Here is a 19,002-nt window from a genome sequence, read left to right on the forward strand (position 1 = left end):
CCGCGCTCACCGGCTGCGCTGCTCGGTCGCCGCACCGAGCCTCGGGGGCGCGGGCTACCCGCGGACCGGCGCGGGGGCGAGCGCGCGGTACGTCGCCGCGGCCTTGAGCACCATCTCCAGGTACTCCGCCGCCGGGTCGGAGCCGAGCACGATGGCGCCGCCCGCGCCGATCCGCCACCCGCCCGCGGTGCGCACCGCGGTGCGGATGACGATGTTCAGATCCGCTGTCCCGGAGACGTCCAGGTAGCCGATGGTGCCGGAGTAGACGCCGCGCGCCTCGGTCTCCAGCTCGTCGATGATCTCCATGGTGCGCAGCTTCGGCGCCCCGGTCATCGACCCGCCGGGGAAGCAGGCGCGCAGCACGTCCACCGGCCCCGCGTCCGGCCGCAGCGTGCCGCGCACCGTGGAGACCAGCTGGTGCAGCGTGGAATACGACTCCACCGCCATCAGCTCGGGAACGTGCACGCTGCCGATCTCGCAGACCCGCCCCAGGTCGTTGCGGAGCAGGTCGACGATCATCAAGTTCTCGGCCCTGGTCTTCGGGTCGCCCGCCAGCTCGCGGCGCAGCAGGTCGTCCTCGGCCTGGGTGGCGCCGCGCGGCGCGGTGCCCTTGATCGGCTTGCTCTCCACCGTCCCGGTGCGGTCGATGCGCAGGAAGCGCTCCGGCGAGGAGCAGGCGATCTCGAGCTCGCCGAAGCGCAGGTAGGCGGCGTACGGCGCCGGGTTGCAGCGGCGGAGCGTGCGGTAGAGCGCGAGCCCGTCGCGGTCGTCCGGCACCCGCGCGGCGTCGGTCAGGCAGATCTCGTAGGACTCGCCCGCGTGCAGCCGCTCCCGGCACACCGCGATATCGGCGAGGTACCGCTCGCGGCCGCGGCCGAGCAGCGGGGCGATGGCGGCGGGGTCGGCCGGGACGCTCAGCGGGGCCGGGTTGCTCCAGGTGGGCAGCGCGGCCAGCGCGGCCTCGGTGGCGGCCAGCCAGGCGGTGCTCGCGCCGCCGCCGTCGTCCAGCGCGAGCAGGTGGGTGCGGGCGGCCACGTGGTCGACCACCACCATGCGGTCGGCGAAGATCCACTGGGCGTCCGGGGTCTCGGCGGTGTGCACCGCGTTCCCCCCGCACTCCGCCTTCATCTCGTAGCCCAGGTAGCCGACGTAGCCGCAGGCGAAATCGAAGGGCAGCGGCGGCCGCTCCACCTCCGACCGGCGGCGCACCTCACCCGCCAGGTACTCCAGCACGCTGCCCGGCACGGACCGCACCCCCGCCGCCGACTCCACCCGCACCGCGCCCGCCCCCACCCGGTACCGCACGACTTCGGCCAGCGGGCCGCTCGCGTCGCCGAGGAAGGAGAAGCGGTCGAGGCCCGGCTCGACGTGTTCGCTGTCCAGCCAGAAGGCGGTGGAGGAGTCGGCGTAGAGCCGCAGGAAGATGGCCTCGGTGTCGATGGCGCGGGGGATCGCGATGTGCCGCAGGGTGTATCGCGGGCGCCGCGGGCCGGCGGTCGCCGCGCTCGGCGCAAAGTGCTCGGCGTCCGGTGCGGGCGATCGTGCTGCGGCGTCGGTCGCCGGGCGATGCACAGGGAGCGCGAGATGATCGCCCGAGGGCGCGTGCCGATGGCCGGAGGAAGCCTGCCCGTCGGCCGCGGGCGTCGGCCCTCCGCCCTCGCCCGAGGTCCCGCGCTGCGCGGGCCGGGCACGCGAGCCCGCCCGCCGCGCGGCGCCGTCATCGAGCCGCTCCGTGCGCGAAGCCGGGGCCGCGGGCCGAAGCGCGGCAGCCAGGGGACCCCGCACCTCACCTCCGCGACGTGCGGAAACACTCTCCCGCCGCGTCAATTCCGCGAAATTGCGCAATAACGCCGCCCCGAACTCACTCGACACCGACTCCGGGTGGAACTGCACCCCCCACTGCGGCCGATCCAGCCGCCGCACCCCCATGACCACCCCGTCGGAGCTCCGCGCCGTCACCGCGAGCGACCCGGGCAGCGGCTCCAGCGCGGCCAGCGAGTGATACCGGATCACGGTGAAATCCGCGGGCAGCCCGGCGAAGAGCCCGTCCCCGTCGTGCGCGAGCCGATCCGGATACCCGTGCCGCGGCAGCGGCGCCGCCGCGACCACCCCGCCCGCGTCCACCACGATCCCCTGATGCCCGAGGCAGACCCCGAGCAGCGGCAACCCGGCCTCCCGGATCACCGCCGCCGAGATCCCGACGTCCCGCGGCACATCCGGCCGCCCCGGCCCGGGCGAGATCACGATGTTGTCGAACCGCTCCAGCTCGAGCTCCGCGATATCGGTCACCGCGTCGTTGCGGACCACGACCGGCGGCACGCCGTTCACCGCGCCGAGCAACTGGTGCAGGTTGTAGGTGAACGAGTCGTAGTTGTCGATCAGGAGCGTGCGCATCGTGCTCCGAACCCTACGCCGAGCAGCACCGGAGCAACTGCTGCCGCACGCCTTCAGTTGCGCGGCCGAGCTAGGGCAGAATGTCGGCATGTCTGTAGCGCAACCGGCCGACGTGAAACGAGATGTCGTCGACTTCGCGGTCGTCGGCGACTGGATGGAAGAGCAGGGGCTGCCCGGCGGACCGTTCGAGGACGTGGTCGCGCTCGGCGGCGGCACCCAGAACATCATGCTGAAATTCCGCCGCGGCGGCCGCGAGTACGTGCTGCGCCGCGGCCCCGAGCACCTGCGGTCCAAGTCCAACGAGGTGATCCGCCGCGAGGCCAGGCTGCTCGGCGCGCTGAACGGCACCGACGTGCGCGCGCCACGGGTGATCGCCGCCAACCCGGACGAGACCCTGATCGGCGCCGTCTTCTACCTCATGGAGCCGATCACCGGTTTCAACCCGCAGACCGAGCTCCCCGAGCCGCACGCGAGCGACCCCGAGCTCAGGAGGAGCATGGGGCTCTCCGCGGTCGAGGCCATCGCCCGGCTCGGCGCGCTCGACTACCGCGAGCTCGGGCTGGCGGACTACGGCCGCCCGGACGGCTTCCTGGAGCGCCAGGTGCCGCGCTGGCTCGGCGAGCTGGAGTCGTACACGCAGAACGAGGGGTACCCGGGCCCGCGGATCCCCGGCGTCGAGGCGGTCGGCGACTGGCTCGACCGCAACCGCCCGGCCGAGTGGACGCCCGGCATCCTGCACGGCGACTGCCACCTCGCCAACATCATGTTCTCCTACGACGGCCCCGAGGTCGCCGCGCTGGTCGACTGGGAGATGTCCACCATCGGCGACCCGCTGCTGGACCTGGGCTGGCAGCTCGCCACCCGCCCGGAGCCGGGCACCACCGGTGCCGCGCTCGTCGGGCTGCTCGGCGCGGCGGGCGGGCTGCCGACCCCCGCCGAGATGGTCGAGCACTACGGCCGCTTCTCCAGCCGCGACCTGCGCGCCGTCGACTGGTACACCGTGCTCGCCTGCTTCAAGCTCGGCATCGTGCTGGAGGGCACGCACGCCCGCGCCTTCGCGGGCAAGGCGCCCAAGCAGGTCGGCGACTTCCTGCACGCCATCACCCTGGAGCTCTTCGAGCGGGCGCAACGCTTGATGTGAATCTGCAACGTGTTCAGCCAACCGACTGATCTTCGGCAGGCGAATTTCGCGACAACACTAGAACGTGTTTCAATCTTCTCGTAGTGTAAGGGCTGTCACAGTCAGCCATGCGCATGCGAGAGGTCGACGCGAAATGAAGACGAAGGGCGCGATCCTGTGGGGGATCGACGAGCCGTGGTCGGTGGAGGAGATCGAGGTCGGTGACCCGGTCGCAGGCGAGGTGCAGATCCAGCTGGAGACAGCGGGGATGTGCCACTCCGACCACCACATCGTGACCGGCGCGACGCCGATGCCGTCCTTCCCGGTGATGGGCGGCCACGAGGGCGCCGGAGTGATCACCAAGGTCGGCCCGAACGTCCCCGGCGACCTGGCCGTCGGCGACCACGTGGTGCTCTCGTTCATCCCCGCCTGCGGCCGCTGTCCGGCCTGTGTGAGCGGCAATATGGCGCTCTGCGACCTCGGCATGGGGCTGCTCATGGGCCAGGCCATCAGCGACGGCACCTACCGCATCCAGGCGCGCGGGCAGAACGTCATCCCCATGTGCCTGCTCGGCACCTTCTCGCCGTACATGACGGTGCACCACACCTCGGTGGTGAAGATCGACCCGACCGTCCCGTTCGAGGTCGCCTGCCTGGTCGGCTGCGGCGTGCCCACCGGCTTCGGCTCGTCCACGCACGTGGCGCAGGTGCAGCCGGGTGAGACGGTGGTGATCGCCGGCATCGGCGGCGTCGGGATGAGCGCGCTGCAGGGTGCGGTGCTCTCCGGCGCCTCCAAGGTGGTGGCCATCGACCCGAACCCGTGGAAGCGCGAGCAGGCGCAGAAGTTCGGGGCCACGCACGCCTACGCCAGCATGGCCGAGGCCATCGTCCCGCTCATGGAGGCCACCGAGGGCCGGATGGCGGAGAAGGTCGTGCTCACCATGGGCGAGATGCACGGCGACTACATCGAGGAGGGGCTCATCCTCACCAGCAAGGCGGGCACCGTCGTGGTCACCTCGATGGGCCGGATGGACGCCTCCGACGTCAAGCTGAACAGCTTCCTGCTCTCCATGCTGCAGAAGACCGTCAAGGGCTGCATCTTCGGCGGCGGCAACGCCCGCCAGGACATCCCCGCGCTGCTCCGGCTCTACAAGTCCGGCCAGCTCAACCTGGACGACATGGTGACCCGCAGCTACCGGCTGGAGGACATCAACCAGGGCTACCAGGACATGCTGGACGGCAAGAACATCCGGGGCATCATCAAGTACTCGGACGCCGATCGCTGATCGCCGCGCCCCGGCCGGCGGCGCTTTTGTAGGCTCGGCGGCGTGCGCGCCTTCGAGCAACTACGGAACTGGCCGGTCGGGAACGCGGCGGCGGGGGTCGTCACCGCCGACGGCGCGGTAGCGACCACCGGTGACGCGGATCACGTCTTCCGCCTCGCCTCCGTGACGAAACCCCTGGTCGCGTACGCGGTTCTGGTCGCGGTCGAGGAGGGCGCGATCGAGCTCGAGCAGCCCGCCGGGCCGCCGGGCGCGACCGTCAGGCACCTGCTCGCGCACACCTCCGGCCTCGCCTTCGACACCCGCGAGGTGGTCGCCGAGCCGGGCGCCAAGCGGATCTACTCCAGCGCCGGGTTCGAGCTGCTGGCCGAGCTGGTCGAGGCGGAGAGCGGCATCGCCTTCCCGGAGTACCTGCGGGAGGCGGTTTTCGAACCGCTCGGTATGATTCACTCGGCGCTGGACGGCCCGGCCGGGCACGGCGCCACCTCCTCGGTGACCGACCTGACCCGGTTCGCTGCCGAGTTGCTGGAACCCGCGCTGATCTCCACGGAGACGCACCGGGAGGCGACCGGCGTGCAGTTCCCCGGCCTCGACGGCATCCTCCCCGGCTATGGCAGGCAGCGCCCGAACGACTGGGGACTCGGTTTCGAAATCCGCGACGGGAAGTCCCCGCACTGGACCGGGAGCACCAATTCCGGCCGCTCGTACGGCCATTTCGGCCAGTCGGGGACCTTTCTGTGGGTGGACCCGGAAATCCGGGTGGCGTGCGTCGCGCTGAGCGACGAGAATTTCGGGGACTGGGCACGGGGGGCGTGGCCCGCGTTCAGCGACGCGGTGATCGCCGAGAAGTCACTCGGGGTCAACACGGGGGCCGAGTAACACTTGTAACTCCGAGCACTCCAGTACACTCGGGCAACGCCAGCTCCGTCGGGCCGTTGGGGAAGACGTCCCTCGTCGAAGCTGGAGGTGTCAATGGTGCGCGCATCGAGTCAGTTCTCTGATGCGACGGCGGGAGTGGTGTACATCCACTCCTCGCCAGCCGCGCTGTGCCCGCACGTCGAGTGGGCTCTGACCTCGGCGCTCGGCGCCCCCGCCAAGCTCACCTGGACCGGCCAGCCCGCCGCGGCGGGCCAGCTCCGCGCCACCAGTGACTGGGTCGGCCCGGTCGGCACCGCCGCCCGGATCGCGCGGTCGCTGCGCGACTGGCCGGTGCTGCGCTTCGAGGTGACCGAGGATCCGAGCGACGGCGTCGACGGCGAGCGGTACAGCTTCGTGCCGGGGCTCGGGCTCTGGCACGGCAGCACCAGCGCCAATGGCGATGTGCAGGTCGGGGAGATGCGGCTGCGCTCGATGCTCGACGCCGCCCGCGAGATCGGGCGGTACTACGACCTCTCCGCCGAGATCGAGCGCGCGCTCGGCACCGCGTGGGACGAGGAGCTCGAGGCGTTCCGCGGTGGATACGAGGCCGGTGCCGAGGTCACCTGGCTGCGCCGGGATGTGGGTTGAGCGCCGGAGAACCGACCGGTCGCGGCCTTCGGTGGTGGGCCCGAGACTCGGGGATCGTTCGGCTCCCTAATGGTGTTTGGTGGATCTCGACCTGGTAACTTTCGGCGCAATCGGCACGCGGCCGGTTGTTCGTCGGGTGACGAGAGCTGGGTGATCCTCTGTGTTACAGCGCGTCTCGCGCCGGTCGTTCCTGCGCGGTGCGAGCGCGGGTGCGGTAGGCGCCACCGTGCTCCCCGGTGCCGCGGGCGCGGTCCCGCTGCCCCGGCGGCGCACCCCGCAGCTGCCCGACCCGGCCGCGGTGGGCGCGACCGACCCGGCCCAGCTCTCCGCGCTGGAGGCGGTGAGCCTGCTGCGCGCCGGGCAGCTGCACCCCGCCGAGCTGCTCGACGCCTGCCTGCGGCGCAGCGCCGACTACGGCGGCGGCACCAATGCCTGGATCCGCAGCTACCCCGAGCCCGCCTACGAGCAGGCCGAGGCGGCGGCGCGGCGGCTGGCGCAGGGCGATGCCCCGCTGCTCTGCGGGGTGCCGATCGCGGTCAAGGATCTCTTCGCCGTCGGCGGGCTGCCGCTGACCGCCTCCAGCCAGATCCTGGAGAGCAATATCGCCGCGGGCGACTCCACCGTCTGGACCCGGCTGCGCGACAGCGGCGCCGTGCTCATCGGCCACACGCACACCGACGAATTCGCCATCATGACCGCGACCCCGCAGGTCGGCAATCCGTGGAAGCTGGACGAGAGCGTCGGCGGCTCCTCCGGCGGCAGCGCCGCGGTGCTGGCCGCCCGCTTCGCCCCGCTCGCGCTCGGCACCGACACCGGCGGCTCCGCCCGGCTGCCCGCCTCGCGCTGCGGGGTCAGCGCGATCAAGCCGACCTTCGGCCGGTGCAGCCGGTACGGCGTCATCCCGGTCATGTGGAGCCGCGACCACCCCGCCCCCATGGGCCGCTCGCTCGCCGACGCCACCCTGCTCTTCGACGCCATTGCCGGCCCCGACCTGCACGACCCGGTGACCCAGCTGGCCCCCGCCTTCCCCGCCGCCGGCCTGCCGACGACCGCCGCCGACGGCGCGAAACCGCTGCGCGGACGGGTCTTCGGCGTGCCCATGGCGGCTGCGGCGCTCCCCGCCGCGCTCGGCGCGCTCTTCACCGGCTTCCTCGACCTCATTGTCGAGCTCGGCGGTGAGCTGCGCGATGTCCGGCTGCCCGCCGAGCCCGGCGGGCTCTTCGACGGCAATGCCGTCGAGCTCGGCATGTACCACCGGCAGTGGGCCGACCAGGTCACCCGGCTCAGCCCCTTCAGCGCCGCCGTCGTGGAGATGGGGCTGGCCGCGCTCAGCATCCCCTCCACGCAGTATCTGCAGTTCGCCCGGGACCGCGCCGTCTACCAGCGCGCCTACAACCGGGTCTTCACCGAGAACGATCTCACCGCCATCGTCCTGCCCGGCGCCGCCACCGACGGCATGCCGCGCGTAGCCGCCTCCGCCGCCTCCATCCTCGGCGCCGACAAGGTCCCGGTGACCTGGGCGAACTTCTCCGGTGCACCGGTGATCGCACTGCCCGCCGGGCGGTCGGCGGCGACCGGGATGCCATTCGGGGTGCAGCTCGGCGGGGTGCCGTGGACCGAGGTGGAGCTGCTCGAGATCGGGCTCGCGCTGGAAGCCGCCGCGCCGCACTGGCGCGAGGCGCCGCCGCTGGCGCGCAGTCCGCTGCGCATTCCCGAGATTTCGTTCGTGGCACCGGGGCACGGCCCCGACCCCACCAATACCGATGCCGGTGCCCCCGCCCTCAGCTTCCTCCCCACCGCGGACGCGACCTCGCTCTGAGCAGCGCCGTCAGGCGCCGGCGTCGCTGGTCCCGACGATGACCGCGCGGCCGACCGTGTGCGGGATCATCAGGATATTGAGCAGCGCGAGGCTCGCGCCCTCGGGAACCTCGAGGCGCTCCACCGAGAGCGCCGTCGCGCAGACGAACAGCCGGTGGATCCCGGTGCCCGGCGGGGGCTGCACGCCCGAGTAGCCCGCCTGCCCCAGGTCGTTGGTCAGCGCGACGGCGCCGCCCGGCAGCTCGCCCCCCGCCGCGATGCTCCCCACCTCGGCGGGCACATCCTTGACCACCCAGTGCCAGAGCCCGCCCGGAATCGGCGCATCGGCGTCGAACGCGGTGATAATCACGCTGCGGGCCCCCGCGGGCAACCCCGACCACGCCAGCGCGGGCGCCCGGTTCTCGGTGCTATGCAAGCCGCGGGCAGCGGGCCGCCGTTCTCGAAATCCTCGCTCTTCAGCACGAATTCGGCGGCGGGGAAGGCGAGGGCGTAGGGGTTGTAGCTCACGTGGGATCCTCCTCGGATCGAGTCGATTTATACAGCCTTGCTGTACATCTGGAACGTACAGCGAAGCTGTATAGTTTGTCCAGTGGACTACTCCCTCGCCGATGCCGAGCAGCTCCGCCTCGCCGTCGGGCGCTTCGTGCGCCGCGTCCGCAGCGCCGACACCATGCCCGCCGGCCAGGCCGCGGTCCTCGGCCATCTGCGCCGGGACGGGCCGCTGGCGATCGTGGCGCTGGCGGAGCGGGAAGGCGTTCGCCACCAGACCATGGCACGGACGGTGAAGTTGCTGACGGACCAGGGGTTGGTTGAGGTCGGCCCCGATCCCGTCGACCGGCGACGCGTCGTCGTCACGCTCTCGGCGGCCGGAAGCGCTCGCCTGGACGACGAGCAGGCGAACCGTGCGGATTGGATCGCGCAAGCCGTGCAGGCGCAGCTGACCGCTCAGGAGCGGGCGGTGCTGAGGCGCTTCCCCGCGGTTCTCGAAAAGCTCATCGCGGACGACAACTGACGTTCTACGGTCGCGAGGTGTAATCGGCCCAGCGATCAACGGCCTGCTCGAGATCGAGCGCCGCAACCTCGGCTGGAGCCATTCCGACCGTGTGGATCAACCGCCGCGCGAGCCACTCGGGGACGGGTTCACGCGGCGGTTCCGGCGCACCGCCGAAAGATTCGATATTCCGCCCCAGCCGCTCGACCACCGCCCCGAGCCTGCTGAACTCCGGCAACCGGCCGGCGGCCGCGACGATGCGGGCGGTCGCTTCCGCGTAGACCTCGGAGTCGGCGCGCGCCCCGATCGCCCAGACCTCGCAGATCTCGATGGTCTGCCGATCGACGACCCGGTACACCACCCGCCAGGTATTGCGACCGACCACAAGCTTGCGGAACCCGGTCAGTTCACCACCGAGTGGATATCCGGCCTGCGGCGAATCCAGCAGCAAGAGGATCTTTTTGAGAACCTTGGGCACGGCATCGGGACCGAGCTTCCGGAGATCGTCGATCGCCGCATCGGTGAAGAGGACTTCGACCACCGGTCTACTCGGTGTCCTCGAGTTCGGCGAGCGACTGCCGCGTGTGCCCGAAGGCGCCGAGTACATCATCGAGCGACGTGCGGTTACCGCTGTCGGTCGCGGCCCGTGCGAGCACCAGCGCGAGGTCGCGCAGATCGGATTCCGCGCGATCCAGCTCGGCGAGCCGATCCATCCCGACCACCGCGGCAACCGGACGGTGATGGCGGGTGACAACCAGATCGGCGCCCCCCTCGGCGTCTGCGACCAATCCGGCAACACCTCGCCGGGCGGCGTCGGAGACGCTCAGCTCGCGGGAGTTGTGCAAGATGGACATGCCGCAACTGTACAGAAATCTAGCTAGTTTTTCGATCCGAAGGGAGTGGGCGCAGAGGGGATCGAACCCCCGACCGCTGGTGTGTAAAACCAGTGCTCTACCGCTGAGCTATACGCCCCTGGTCCGGCCGGACGAGAAACATCCGGCGCGGCGGTCTATGAATCTAGCGCGGCCAGCGCTTTCTCCCAAGCCGCCTGGTCACGGGGCTCTCCGGGCCCGTTCATCTCGGCGAACCGGACGATCCCGGAGCGGTCGACGACGAACGTGCCCCGGTTCGGAATCCCGGACTTCTCGTTGAAGACGCCGTAGGCGGAGGCCACGGCGCCGTGCGGCCAGAAGTCGGAGAGCAGGGGGAAGGTGTAGCCCTGTTCGGCGGCCCAGATCTTGTGGGTGGGCGGCGGGCCGACGGAGATGGCGAGGATCTCGGCGTCGTCGTTCTGGAACTTGGGCAGCTCGTCCCGCACCTTGCAGAGCTCGCCCTGGCAGATGCCGGTGAACGCCAGCGGGTAGAACACGATCAGCACGTTCTTGCGGCCGCGGTAGTCGGCGAGCGAGACGTTCTGGTTGTTCTGGTCCTTCAGCGTGAAGTCCGGCGCGGGTGAGCCCACCTCGAGCGGCATGCGCGAATCCTTCCTGAGGTCCGGTGGGCGCGGACACACGCCTGCCCCTGGAAAAACCTTAGCGAAGCGGTCAGCGCTGCTTGGAGGGCGCCTTCGGCTGCACCAGCCGGCTGCCGACCCAGGCACCGAGGCTGATCACGGAGGTCTGGGTGAGGCCGGAGGTGGGCGCGGCCTCGGCGATCTCGCTGGGATCGACGTGGCCGGGCTGGCCGGTCTTGGGGGTGAGCACCCAGATGAAGCCGTCGTCGGCGAGCGGGCTGATGATGTCCATCAGCTCGTCGGCGAGGTCACCGTCGCCGTCGCGCCACCAGAGCAGCACGGCGTCGACGACCTCGTCGGAGTTCTCGTCGACCATCTCGCTGCCGCTGACCTCTTCGACGTCGGCGCGGAGATCGTCGTCGGCGTCCTCGTCCCAGCCCAACTCCTGGACAACCAAGCCGTGGGTAATGCCAAGCTTCTCTGCGAAGTTCTGCGCGTCCGCCGCGGCAACCACGGTGGTGTCCTCCTCAACTCCCGACTACAGATAGCTGCAAGCGAACATGGTTCCGGCCCGCAGCGCAAGCCGATCGGCCGAAAAGCCATCGGAATGTCGTACGCGGTGACCGCCGATGTCAGCGCGCGGGGCAGCTGTCCCGGACCGCGTTGCGGGCATCGTTGACCCGTTTGCTGGCGTCGTTGAGCCCGCCGACCGGGGCGGTGTAGTTCATCGCCCTGGTCGCCCCGGCGAGCGCGCGGGCGGCGTTCACGTACTCGGTGAACTTGCCGGCGAGATCGCCCGGCAACGCCCCGGCTGCCTGGTTGACCCCGGTCTCGACCTTGTTCGCGGCATCCTCGAGCACCCCGGCGGCCGCGTCCCGCTTGGCCACGTAGTCGGGGGCGTTGGAGTCGTGCGCGTCGACGAACTCGTTGTACTTCGACACGCCGACGCCGGTGATGCCGGGGAACTGGTTGCAGTTGTCGGCGATGGCCTTGGCCTCGGCGGCGGCCTTGCGGGACGAGGTCGCGGCGGCGGAGGAGGCGGCGGCCTCGGTCTTGTAGGCGGAGACCTCGGCCACGTTCGGCGCCGCGGTGCCGTCGACCCGGTTCCCGCAGCCCGCGACGAGGAGCCCGGTCGAGACGGCCACGGCCGCGCACATCAGTCCGAACCCGCGTGGGTTCCGCATCATCGTCCTCCCCGCTGTCGAGCACTCTGGCGGCAACACCGTCGTTCCCTCTCGAACGTACTGGATTCCCGGCTGGAATGATGACCTGGGACGCACCATCGGCGAGGATGGTTGGTGCGCCCGAACCTTTCGTATCGGGCGGGGCGCCGACCAGCGTGCTCGCCCGGGGAACCAGACGCCATCAGCATGTCCACCCCTGTACGAGGAGCCGATTTGACCGACCTGATCCACTCTTCCGCACCGGCGCGACCCGCCGGAGACGACCGCACCGGGGAACCGGCCGCCGCCGCGGGCACCGACCCCACCGGGTCCGTTCCGCAGTCCGGCCGGGTGCGGGTGATTCGCGAAGGCGTGGCCTCCTACCTACCCGACATCGATCCGGAGGAAACCAGCGAATGGCTGGAGTCCTTCGACCAGATGCTGGACCGGGAGGGCCCGGGCCGCGCGCGCTACCTCATGCTCCGCCTGCTGGAGCGGGCCGGTGAGCGCCGCGTCGCGATCCCGTCGCTGACCTCCACCGACTACGTGAACACCATCCCGACCGAGAACGAGCCGTGGTTCCCCGGCGACGAGGAGGTGGAGCGCCGCTTCCGCGCCTGGATCCGGTGGAACGCCGCGATCATGGTGCACCGGGCGCAGCGCCCCGGCATCGGCGTCGGCGGGCACATCTCCACCTACGCCTCCTCGGCGGCGCTCTACGAGGTGGGCTTCAACCACTTCTTCCGCGGCAAGGACCACCCGGGCGGCGGCGACTCGATCTTCATCCAGGGCCACGCCTCGCCCGGCATCTACGCCCGCGCGTTCCTGGAGGGCAGGCTCTCCACGGACAAGCTGGACGGCTTCCGGCAGGAGTACAGCCACGGCGGCCCCGGCCACGGCCTGCCCTCCTACCCGCACCCGCGGCTGCTCGACACCTTCTGGGAGTTCCCGACGGTCTCCATGGGGCTGGGCCCGATGAACGCCATCTACCAGGCGCGGTTCAACCACTACCTGCACGACCGCGGCATCAAGGACACCTCGGACCAGCACGTCTGGGCCTTCCTCGGCGACGGCGAGATGGACGAGCCGGAATCGCGCGGCCTGGCGCACGTGGCGGCCATGGAGGGGCTGGACAACCTGACCTTCGTGGTGAACTGCAACCTGCAGCGGCTGGACGGCCCGGTGCGCGGCAACGGCAAGATCATCCAGGAGCTGGAGTCGTTCTTCCGCGGCGCGGGCTGGAACGTCATCAAGGTGATCTGGGGCCGGGAGTGGGACGCGCTGCTCGGCGCCGACCGCGACGGCGCGCTGGTGAACCTGATGAACACCACGCCGGACGGCGACTACCAGACCTACAAGGCGAACGACGGCGCCTACGTGCGCGACCACTTCTTCGGCCGCGACCCGCGCACCAAGGCGCTGGTGCAGGACCTCTCCGACCCGGAGATCTGGAACCTCAAGCGCGGCGGCCACGACTACCGCAAGGTCTACGCGGCCTACGCGGCGGCGATGGCGCACAAGGGCCAGCCGACGGTGATCCTGGCCAAGACCATCAAGGGCTACACCCTCGGCAAGCACTTCGAGGGCCGCAACGCCACGCACCAGATGAAGAAGCTCACGCTGCAGGACCTCAAGGACTTCCGCGATCTGCAGCGCATCCCGATCAGCGACGCCGAGCTGGAGAAGGATCCGTACCTGCCGCCGTACTACCACCCGGGCATGGACTCCCGCGAGGTGCAGTACATGCTGGACCGGCGCAAGGCGCTCGGCGGGTTCCTGCCGGAGCGGCGCACCGCGCCGCAGCCGCTGAAGCTCCCCGGTGACGAGGCGTACCGCTCGATCCGCAAGGGCTCGGGCAAGCAGAACGTGGCCACCACCATGGCGCTGGTCCGGCTCATGAAGGAGCTGCTGCGGGACAAGGAGATCGGCAAGCGGATCGTGCCGATCATCCCGGACGAGGCGCGCACCTTCGGCATGGACTCGTGGTTCCCGTCGCTGAAGATCTACAACCGCAACGGGCAGCTCTACACCTCGGTCGACGCCGAGCTCATGCTGGCGTACAAGGAGAGCAGCGCCGGGCAGATCCTGCACGAGGGAATCAACGAGGCGGGCTCGACGGCCTCCTTCACCGCGGCGGGCACCTCGTACGCCACGCACGGCGAGCCGATGATCCCGCTCTACATCTTCTACTCGATGTTCGGCTTCCAGCGCACCGGCGACGGGCTCTGGGCCGCCGCCGACCAGCTGGCCCGCGGCTTCGTGCTCGGCGCCACCGCCGGGCGCACCACGCTGACCGGCGAGGGGCTGCAGCACAACGACGGCCACTCGCTGCTGCTCGCCTCGACCAACCCCGCGGTCATCTCCTACGACCCGGCCTACGCCTTCGAGATCGCGCACATCGTGCGGGACGGGCTGCGCCGGATGTACGGCGGCACACCGGGCGTGGACGGCTTCGGCGGGGAGAACATCTTCTACTACATCACCCTCTACAACGAGCCGTACCCGCAGCCGGCCGAGCCGGACCACGTGGATGTGGCCGGGCTGCTCAAGGGCATCTACCGCTACCGGGCCGGGAGCGAGGGCGAGCTGCCCGCGCAGATCCTGGTCTCCGGCGTCACGGTGCCCGCCGGGCTGCGCGCGCAGGAGCTGCTCGCGAAGGAGTGGAACGTGCGGGCCGATGTCTGGTCGGTGACGTCGTGGGGCGAGCTGCGCCGGGACGGGCTGGCCAAGGAGATCGCGGCGCTGCGGCACCCCGGCGAGGACCCGGGCGTCCCGTACATCACCGAGGTGCTGGCCGAGGCCGAGGGCCCCGTGGTGGCGGCCTCGGACTGGATGCGGGCGGTGCAGGATCAGATCCGCAAGTGGGTGCCGGGCGACTACATCACGCTCGGCACCGACGGTTTCGGCTTCTCCGACACCCGCCCGGCCGCGCGCCGGGTGTTCAATGTGGATGCCGAGTCGATCGCGGTCGCGGTGCTGGCCGGGCTGGCGAAGGCCGGGAAGATCGACGCGGGCAAGGCCGCCGAGGCGGCCGCCAAGTACCGCATCGACGACGTCACGGCAGCGCCGGAGGCCGACGTCGACGACGAGTAGCCACCGGTAGCGGCGAAAACGGAAGGGATCGTGGAACGTAAACCACCGCGGCCGAGGCGGATCTCGGACACCTCGTCGGAGCACGAGGTCTACCTGCCGACCGGCGCGCTCTCGCCGAACCGGCAGAACCGGGACCCGCTGCCGGACACGCTGCTGAAGCGGGTCAAGCAGTTCTCCGGCCGGCTCTCCACCGAGGCGGTGGGGTCGATGCAGGACCGGCTGCCGTTCTTCGCCGATCTGGACGCCGCGCAGCGCGCCGGCGTGCAGATGCTGGTGCAGACCGCGGTGGTGAACTTCCTGGAGTGGCTGCAGGACCCGGAGAGCGACATCCGGTTCAGCCTGGACGCCTTCCAGGTGTTCCCGCAGGATCTGGCGCGGCGGCTGACGCTGCGCCAGACCGTCGACATGGTCCGGGTGGCCATGGAGTTCTTCGAGCAGTGGCTGCCCGCGCTGGCCCGCAACGACCGGCAGCTGGTCGCGCTCACCGAGGCGGTGCTGCGGTACGGCCGCGAGCTCGGCTTCGCGGCCGCCTCGGTGTACGCCAGCGCGGCGGAGTCGAGGGGCGCGTGGGACACCCGGCTGGAGGCGCTGGTGGTGGATGCCGTCGTGCGCGGCGACACCGGCCCGGACATGCTCTCCAGGGCCGCCACGCTGAACTGGGACGCCACCGCGCCCGCCACCGTGCTCGTCGGCATCCCGCCGCGCGAGCAGGGCGTCTCGGCGGTGGGCGCGGTGCACACCATCGCGGCGCGGCACGGCAGGGCCGCGCTCGCGGTGGTGCAGGGTACGAGGCTGGTGATGGTGGTCAGCGGGCCGCTCGGCGAGCCGGGGCAGGAATCCGCGTTCCTCAGCGACCTGCTGGCCGAGGTCTTCTCCGACGGCCCGGTGGTGATCGGGCCGACCACCCGCACGCTCGGCGCCGCGCACGCCAGCGCGGTGGAGGCGCTGGCCGGGATGGAGGCGGTGGTCGGCTGGCGCGGCGCGCCGCGGCCGGTGCACGCCGCGGAGTTGTTACCGGAACGCGCCTTGTTGGGGGACCGTGCTGCGGTCGGGGCGTTGGTCGACTACGTTGTGCTTCCGTTGGCAGCGGCCGGTTCGGCCCTGGCGGACACCCTGGATGCCTACCTCGATTGCGGGGGCGCGGTCGAGACTTGCGCCCGTCAGCTGTACATCCATCCAAATACGGTGCGCTATCGCCTGAAGCGCATCGCGGAAGTCACCGGCCGGGATCCGATGAATTCGCGCGACGCCTACGTGCTCCGGATTGCCGCCACAGTGGGTCGTTTGACACGAACTCGTAACGAATCGTCATCAACATCATCAGAAGACACTTCCGCCCCGGCGGGTTCCGCCGGACTGTAACGGCCAACCCGCTCCCGTCGATCGGGCCGCTCCACGAGGGCGTTTGTGGGACCCCCACAAAACGAGTCGGAAACCTTCATCGGTGCCGACATCTCGTAGTAGGTGCCTCACAGTGTTTTCTTAGAGACGTGATCGCGTTGCTCGCACCCGGACAGGGGTCCCAGACACCCGGCATGCTCGTGCCCTGGCTCGAGGTGCCCGGCGCCGCCGATCGCCTCGCGCTCTGGAGCAAGGCGTCGGGGCTGGATCTGGTCCGCCTCGGCACCACCGCCACCGCGGAGGAGATCACCGACACCGCGGTGACCCAGCCGCTCGTGGTCGCCGCGGCGCTGCTCGCGTTCGCGGAGATCGACCCGGATTCGCTGCCGGCGGATACCATCGTGGCCGGGCACTCGGTCGGCGAGCTCGCGGCCGCCGCGGTGGCCGGCGTGATCACGCCGGACGAGGCGGTCACCCTGGCCGCGATCCGCGGCGGGGAGATGGCGAAGGCGTGCGCGCTGGAGCCGACCGGGATGTCCGCGGTGCTCGGCGGCGACGAAGCCGCCGTGCTGGCCCGGCTCGCGGAGCTGGACCTGGTTCCGGCCAACCGCAACGCGGCCGGGCAGATCGTGGCCGCCGGTGCGGTGGAGGCGCTCGCGGAACTCGCCGCCAACCCGCCGGAGAAGGCCCGGATTCGCGCCCTCCCGGTGGCGGGCGCGTTCCACACCGCGTACATGGCGCCCGCGCAGGACGCCGTGACCGCGGCGGTAGCCAAGATCACACCGGGCGAGCCGGTCCGGACGCTGCTGTCCAATTTCGACGGGCAGCCGGTGACCTCCGGGCAGGACGCGATCGACAAGCTGGCGGCCCAGGTCACCCGCCCCGTGCGGTGGGATCTGTGCACCGAGACCAGCAGGCAGGCCGGGGTGTCGGCGGTGGCGGAGCTGCCACCGGCCGGAACCCTCGTCGGCATCGCGAAGCGGGAGCTGAAGGGGACGCCGACGCTGGCGTTGAAAACCCCCGAAGACCTCCCCGCGTTGGCCGCGCTCACGAGCTCCGGCTAGCTTTCCCCACGGTCGCGCGGCAATCGACACGCGACCGTGACCGGCCCGGACGGTAACCAAAGTCCGGTTCGGATCGAAAAACCAGTAGAGCCCTACTCAGCAGAAACAAGAAGGGAGCCACCCAGTGGCCGCTCTGACCCAGGAACAAATCGTCGAGGAACTCGGCAAGATCATCGAGGAAGTGACCGGCATCGAGCCGTCCGAGGTGACCGTCGAGAAGTCCTTCGTCGATGACCTGGACATCGACTCGCTGTCCATGGTCGAGATCGCTGTGCAGACCGAGGACAAGTACGGCGTCAAGATCCCGGACGAGGATCTCGCCAGCCTGAAGACGGTCGGCGACGCCGTCAATTACATCCAGAAGCTCGAGGCCGAGAACTCCGACGCCGCCGCCGAGCTCAAGGCCAAGTTCGACAACGCCGAGTAGGGCTGAACCAGTGACCACTCCTTCCACCAAGAACGGGAACTTTCCCAACGTCGTCGTTACGAGCCTGGCGGCGACCACGTCGATCGCGGGTGACGTCGATGCGACGTGGAAGGGCCTCCTCAATGGCGAGAGCGGCATCGACGTTCTCGAGGATGACTTCATCGAGGAATACGACCTGCCGGTCCGCATCGGTGGCCACCTGAAGGTGAACCCGGAGACCCTGCTGACCAGGGTCGAGGCCCGGCGCATGTCCTACGTGGAGCAGCTCTCGACCGTGCTCGGTCGTGAGGTCTGGCGCAATGCCGGCAGCCCGGAGGTCGATCCCGAACGCCTCGGCGTCGCGATCGGCACCGGCCTCGGCGGCGGCGACGCCCTCATCGACTCGGTCGACAAGCTGAAGAACGGCGGCTTCCGCAAGGTTTCGCCGCTGGCCGTGCAGATGGTCATGCCGAACGGCCCCTCCGCGGTCGTCGGCCTCGAATTGAAGGCGCGGGCGGGAGTGGTCACTCCGGTCTCGGCGTGCTCGTCCGGCTCCGAGGCCATCGCCAACGCATGGCGGATGATCGTCATGGGCGATGCCGACATCGTCGTCACCGGCGGTGTCGAGGGCTTCATCGACGCGGTGCCGATCGCGGCGTTCTCCATGATGCGCGCGATGAGCACCCGCAACGACGATCCGAAGGGCGCCTCGCGCCCCTTCGACAAGGATCGTGACGGCTTCGTGTTCGGCGAGGCGGGCGCCCTCATGGTCATCGAGACCGAGGAGCACGCCAAGGCCCGCGGCGCCACCATCCACGCCCGGCTGCTCGGCGCGGGGATCACCTCCGACGGCTTCCACCTGGTGGCCCCGGACCCCGAGGGCAGTGGCGCCGCGCGCGCCATCACCCGCGCGCTGCAGACCGCCGGGCTGGAGAAGAGCGACATCACCCACATCAACGCGCACGCGACCGCCACCCCGATCGGCGACACCGCCGAGGCGAGGGCGATCGCCAAGTCGGTGGGGAACCACGCTTCGGTCTACGCGCCGAAGTCGGCCCTCGGGCACTCGATCGGCGCGGTGGGCGCACTGGAGTCGGTGCTCACCGTGCTCAGCATCCGGGACGGCATCGTCCCGCCGACGCTGAACCTGGAGAACCAGGATCCGGAGATCGATCTCGATGTGGTGCACGGGGAGGCCCGGCGCCAGGAGATCGAGTACGCGGTCAACAACTCCTTCGGTTTCGGCGGGCACAATGTGGCGCTCGCCTTCGGCCGGGCCTGACAGGTAGCCCGGCCGCACAACGGAACATCGAACGGGGGTCCGGCTTCGCGCCGGGCCCCCGTCCGTCCCTGCACAGCTTTCACCGGGCG

General features: G+C 70.5%; 18 protein-coding genes and 1 tRNA gene. 11 read left to right on the plus strand and 8 right to left on the minus strand.

Annotated features, from left to right (window positions below; all coding sequences use genetic code 11):
• Positions 1-54: 54 nt before the first annotated feature.
• A complete protein-coding gene (pabB, locus tag AB0H71_RS17740; RefSeq protein WP_357021546.1) occupies positions 55-2,394 on the minus strand; it encodes an aminodeoxychorismate synthase component I in 2,340 nt (779 codons plus the stop codon).
• Positions 2,395-2,482: 88 nt separating this feature from the next.
• Here pabB and AB0H71_RS17745 point away from each other — a divergent pair, with 88 nt between their 5' ends.
• From AB0H71_RS17745 to AB0H71_RS17765, 5 genes are all read left to right on the plus strand, one after another.
• Entirely contained in the window at positions 2,483-3,535 is a 1,053-nt protein-coding gene (locus AB0H71_RS17745) for a phosphotransferase family protein (protein WP_357021549.1), read from the plus strand.
• 133 nt (positions 3,536-3,668) lie between these two features.
• Positions 3,669-4,799 carry an NDMA-dependent alcohol dehydrogenase gene (locus AB0H71_RS17750; RefSeq protein WP_357021552.1) on the plus strand — a complete coding sequence of 377 codons (1,131 nt, stop codon included), beginning with the start codon at positions 3,669-3,671 and terminating at the stop codon, positions 4,797-4,799.
• A gap of 42 nt (positions 4,800-4,841) precedes the next feature.
• Positions 4,842-5,675 (plus strand): serine hydrolase domain-containing protein, encoded by an 834-nt coding sequence (locus tag AB0H71_RS17755; RefSeq protein WP_357021555.1) that lies wholly within the window; start codon positions 4,842-4,844, stop codon positions 5,673-5,675.
• Between the two features lie 96 nt (positions 5,676-5,771).
• Positions 5,772-6,302, plus strand: coding sequence for a DUF3145 domain-containing protein (locus AB0H71_RS17760; protein ID WP_357021557.1), 531 nt, complete (start codon positions 5,772-5,774; stop codon positions 6,300-6,302).
• A 160-nt stretch (positions 6,303-6,462) separates the two neighbouring features.
• Positions 6,463-8,121 carry an amidase gene (locus AB0H71_RS17765; protein ID WP_357021560.1) on the plus strand — a complete coding sequence of 553 codons (1,659 nt, stop codon included), beginning with the start codon at positions 6,463-6,465 and terminating at the stop codon, positions 8,119-8,121.
• A 9-nt stretch (positions 8,122-8,130) separates the two neighbouring features.
• On the opposite strand, the gene AB0H71_RS17770 is transcribed toward AB0H71_RS17765, so the two are convergent.
• Positions 8,131-8,823: a YbhB/YbcL family Raf kinase inhibitor-like protein gene (locus tag AB0H71_RS17770; RefSeq protein ID WP_357021563.1), complete on the minus strand. Its 693-nt coding sequence runs from the start codon at positions 8,821-8,823 to the stop codon at positions 8,131-8,133.
• Between AB0H71_RS17770 and AB0H71_RS17775 the strand changes: the two genes are divergently transcribed.
• Positions 8,710-9,132 (plus strand): MarR family transcriptional regulator, encoded by a 423-nt coding sequence (locus AB0H71_RS17775; RefSeq protein WP_357021566.1) that lies wholly within the window; start codon positions 8,710-8,712, stop codon positions 9,130-9,132. The genes AB0H71_RS17770 and AB0H71_RS17775 overlap by 114 nt on opposite strands.
• 4 nt (positions 9,133-9,136) lie before the next feature.
• Here AB0H71_RS17775 and AB0H71_RS17780 read toward each other — a convergent pair whose 3' ends face one another.
• From AB0H71_RS17780 to AB0H71_RS17805, 6 genes are all read right to left on the minus strand, one after another.
• On the minus strand, positions 9,137-9,652 hold the full coding sequence (locus tag AB0H71_RS17780; RefSeq protein ID WP_357021569.1) for a type II toxin-antitoxin system mRNA interferase toxin, RelE/StbE family: 516 nt from the start codon (positions 9,650-9,652) through the stop codon (positions 9,137-9,139).
• 4 nt (positions 9,653-9,656) lie between these two features.
• Positions 9,657-9,965 carry a hypothetical protein gene (locus AB0H71_RS17785; RefSeq protein WP_357021570.1) on the minus strand — a complete coding sequence of 103 codons (309 nt, stop codon included), beginning with the start codon at positions 9,963-9,965 and terminating at the stop codon, positions 9,657-9,659.
• A gap of 46 nt (positions 9,966-10,011) precedes the next feature.
• Positions 10,012-10,083: transfer RNA gene (locus AB0H71_RS17790), tRNA-Val, on the minus strand.
• A gap of 37 nt (positions 10,084-10,120) precedes the next feature.
• Positions 10,121-10,585 (minus strand): peroxiredoxin, encoded by a 465-nt coding sequence (locus tag AB0H71_RS17795; RefSeq protein ID WP_357021573.1) that lies wholly within the window; start codon positions 10,583-10,585, stop codon positions 10,121-10,123.
• A 70-nt stretch (positions 10,586-10,655) separates the two neighbouring features.
• Positions 10,656-11,078, minus strand: a complete 423-nt coding sequence (locus AB0H71_RS17800; protein ID WP_357021576.1) for a DUF3052 domain-containing protein — start codon at positions 11,076-11,078, stop codon at positions 10,656-10,658.
• A gap of 118 nt (positions 11,079-11,196) precedes the next feature.
• On the minus strand, positions 11,197-11,709 hold the full coding sequence (locus tag AB0H71_RS17805) for a hypothetical protein (RefSeq protein WP_357021578.1): 513 nt from the start codon (positions 11,707-11,709) through the stop codon (positions 11,197-11,199).
• Positions 11,710-12,084: 375 nt separating this feature from the next.
• Between AB0H71_RS17805 and aceE the strand changes: the two genes are divergently transcribed.
• The 5 genes from aceE to AB0H71_RS17830 all read left to right on the plus strand — a co-directional run bounded on the left by aceE (position 12,085) and on the right by AB0H71_RS17830 (position 18,913).
• Complete coding sequence (gene aceE, locus AB0H71_RS17810) at positions 12,085-14,820, plus strand: pyruvate dehydrogenase (acetyl-transferring), homodimeric type (RefSeq protein WP_357021969.1); 2,736 nt, start codon at positions 12,085-12,087, stop codon at positions 14,818-14,820.
• 60 nt (positions 14,821-14,880) lie between these two features.
• Positions 14,881-16,182: a helix-turn-helix domain-containing protein gene (locus AB0H71_RS17815; protein WP_357021972.1), complete on the plus strand. Its 1,302-nt coding sequence runs from the start codon at positions 14,881-14,883 to the stop codon at positions 16,180-16,182.
• A gap of 128 nt (positions 16,183-16,310) precedes the next feature.
• Positions 16,311-17,225, plus strand: coding sequence for an ACP S-malonyltransferase (locus tag AB0H71_RS17820; protein WP_357021581.1), 915 nt, complete (start codon positions 16,311-16,313; stop codon positions 17,223-17,225).
• Between the two features lie 124 nt (positions 17,226-17,349).
• A complete protein-coding gene (gene acpM, locus AB0H71_RS17825) occupies positions 17,350-17,652 on the plus strand; it encodes a meromycolate extension acyl carrier protein AcpM (RefSeq protein ID WP_327147748.1) in 303 nt (100 codons plus the stop codon).
• 10 nt (positions 17,653-17,662) lie between these two features.
• Positions 17,663-18,913 carry a KasA/KasB family beta-ketoacyl-ACP synthase gene (locus tag AB0H71_RS17830; RefSeq protein ID WP_357021585.1) on the plus strand — a complete coding sequence of 417 codons (1,251 nt, stop codon included), beginning with the start codon at positions 17,663-17,665 and terminating at the stop codon, positions 18,911-18,913.
• The last annotated feature ends 89 nt before the right edge of the window (positions 18,914-19,002 follow it).

It is taken from the genome of Nocardia sp. NPDC050697, from assembly GCF_040654395.1.
Lineage (GTDB): Bacteria > Actinomycetota > Actinomycetes > Mycobacteriales > Mycobacteriaceae > Nocardia.

Bases quoted from the DNA above. Each gene is read 5' to 3' on its own strand.
- pabB (WP_357021546.1), bottom strand. From the start codon at position 2,394: ATGCGCACGCTCCTGATCGACAACTACGACTCGTTCACCTACAACCTG.
- AB0H71_RS17745 (WP_357021549.1), top strand. From the start codon at position 2,483: ATGTCTGTAGCGCAACCGGCCGACGTGAAACGAGATGTCGTCGACTTC.
- AB0H71_RS17750 (WP_357021552.1), top strand. From the start codon at position 3,669: ATGAAGACGAAGGGCGCGATCCTGTGGGGGATCGACGAGCCGTGGTCG.
- AB0H71_RS17770 (WP_357021563.1), bottom strand. From the start codon at position 8,823: ATGGCCGAGGACCGCGGCCTGGCCGGCGGGCATGGTGTCGGCGCTGCG.
- AB0H71_RS17785 (WP_357021570.1), bottom strand. From the start codon at position 9,965: ATGTCCATCTTGCACAACTCCCGCGAGCTGAGCGTCTCCGACGCCGCC.
- AB0H71_RS17795 (WP_357021573.1), bottom strand. From the start codon at position 10,585: ATGCCGCTCGAGGTGGGCTCACCCGCGCCGGACTTCACGCTGAAGGAC.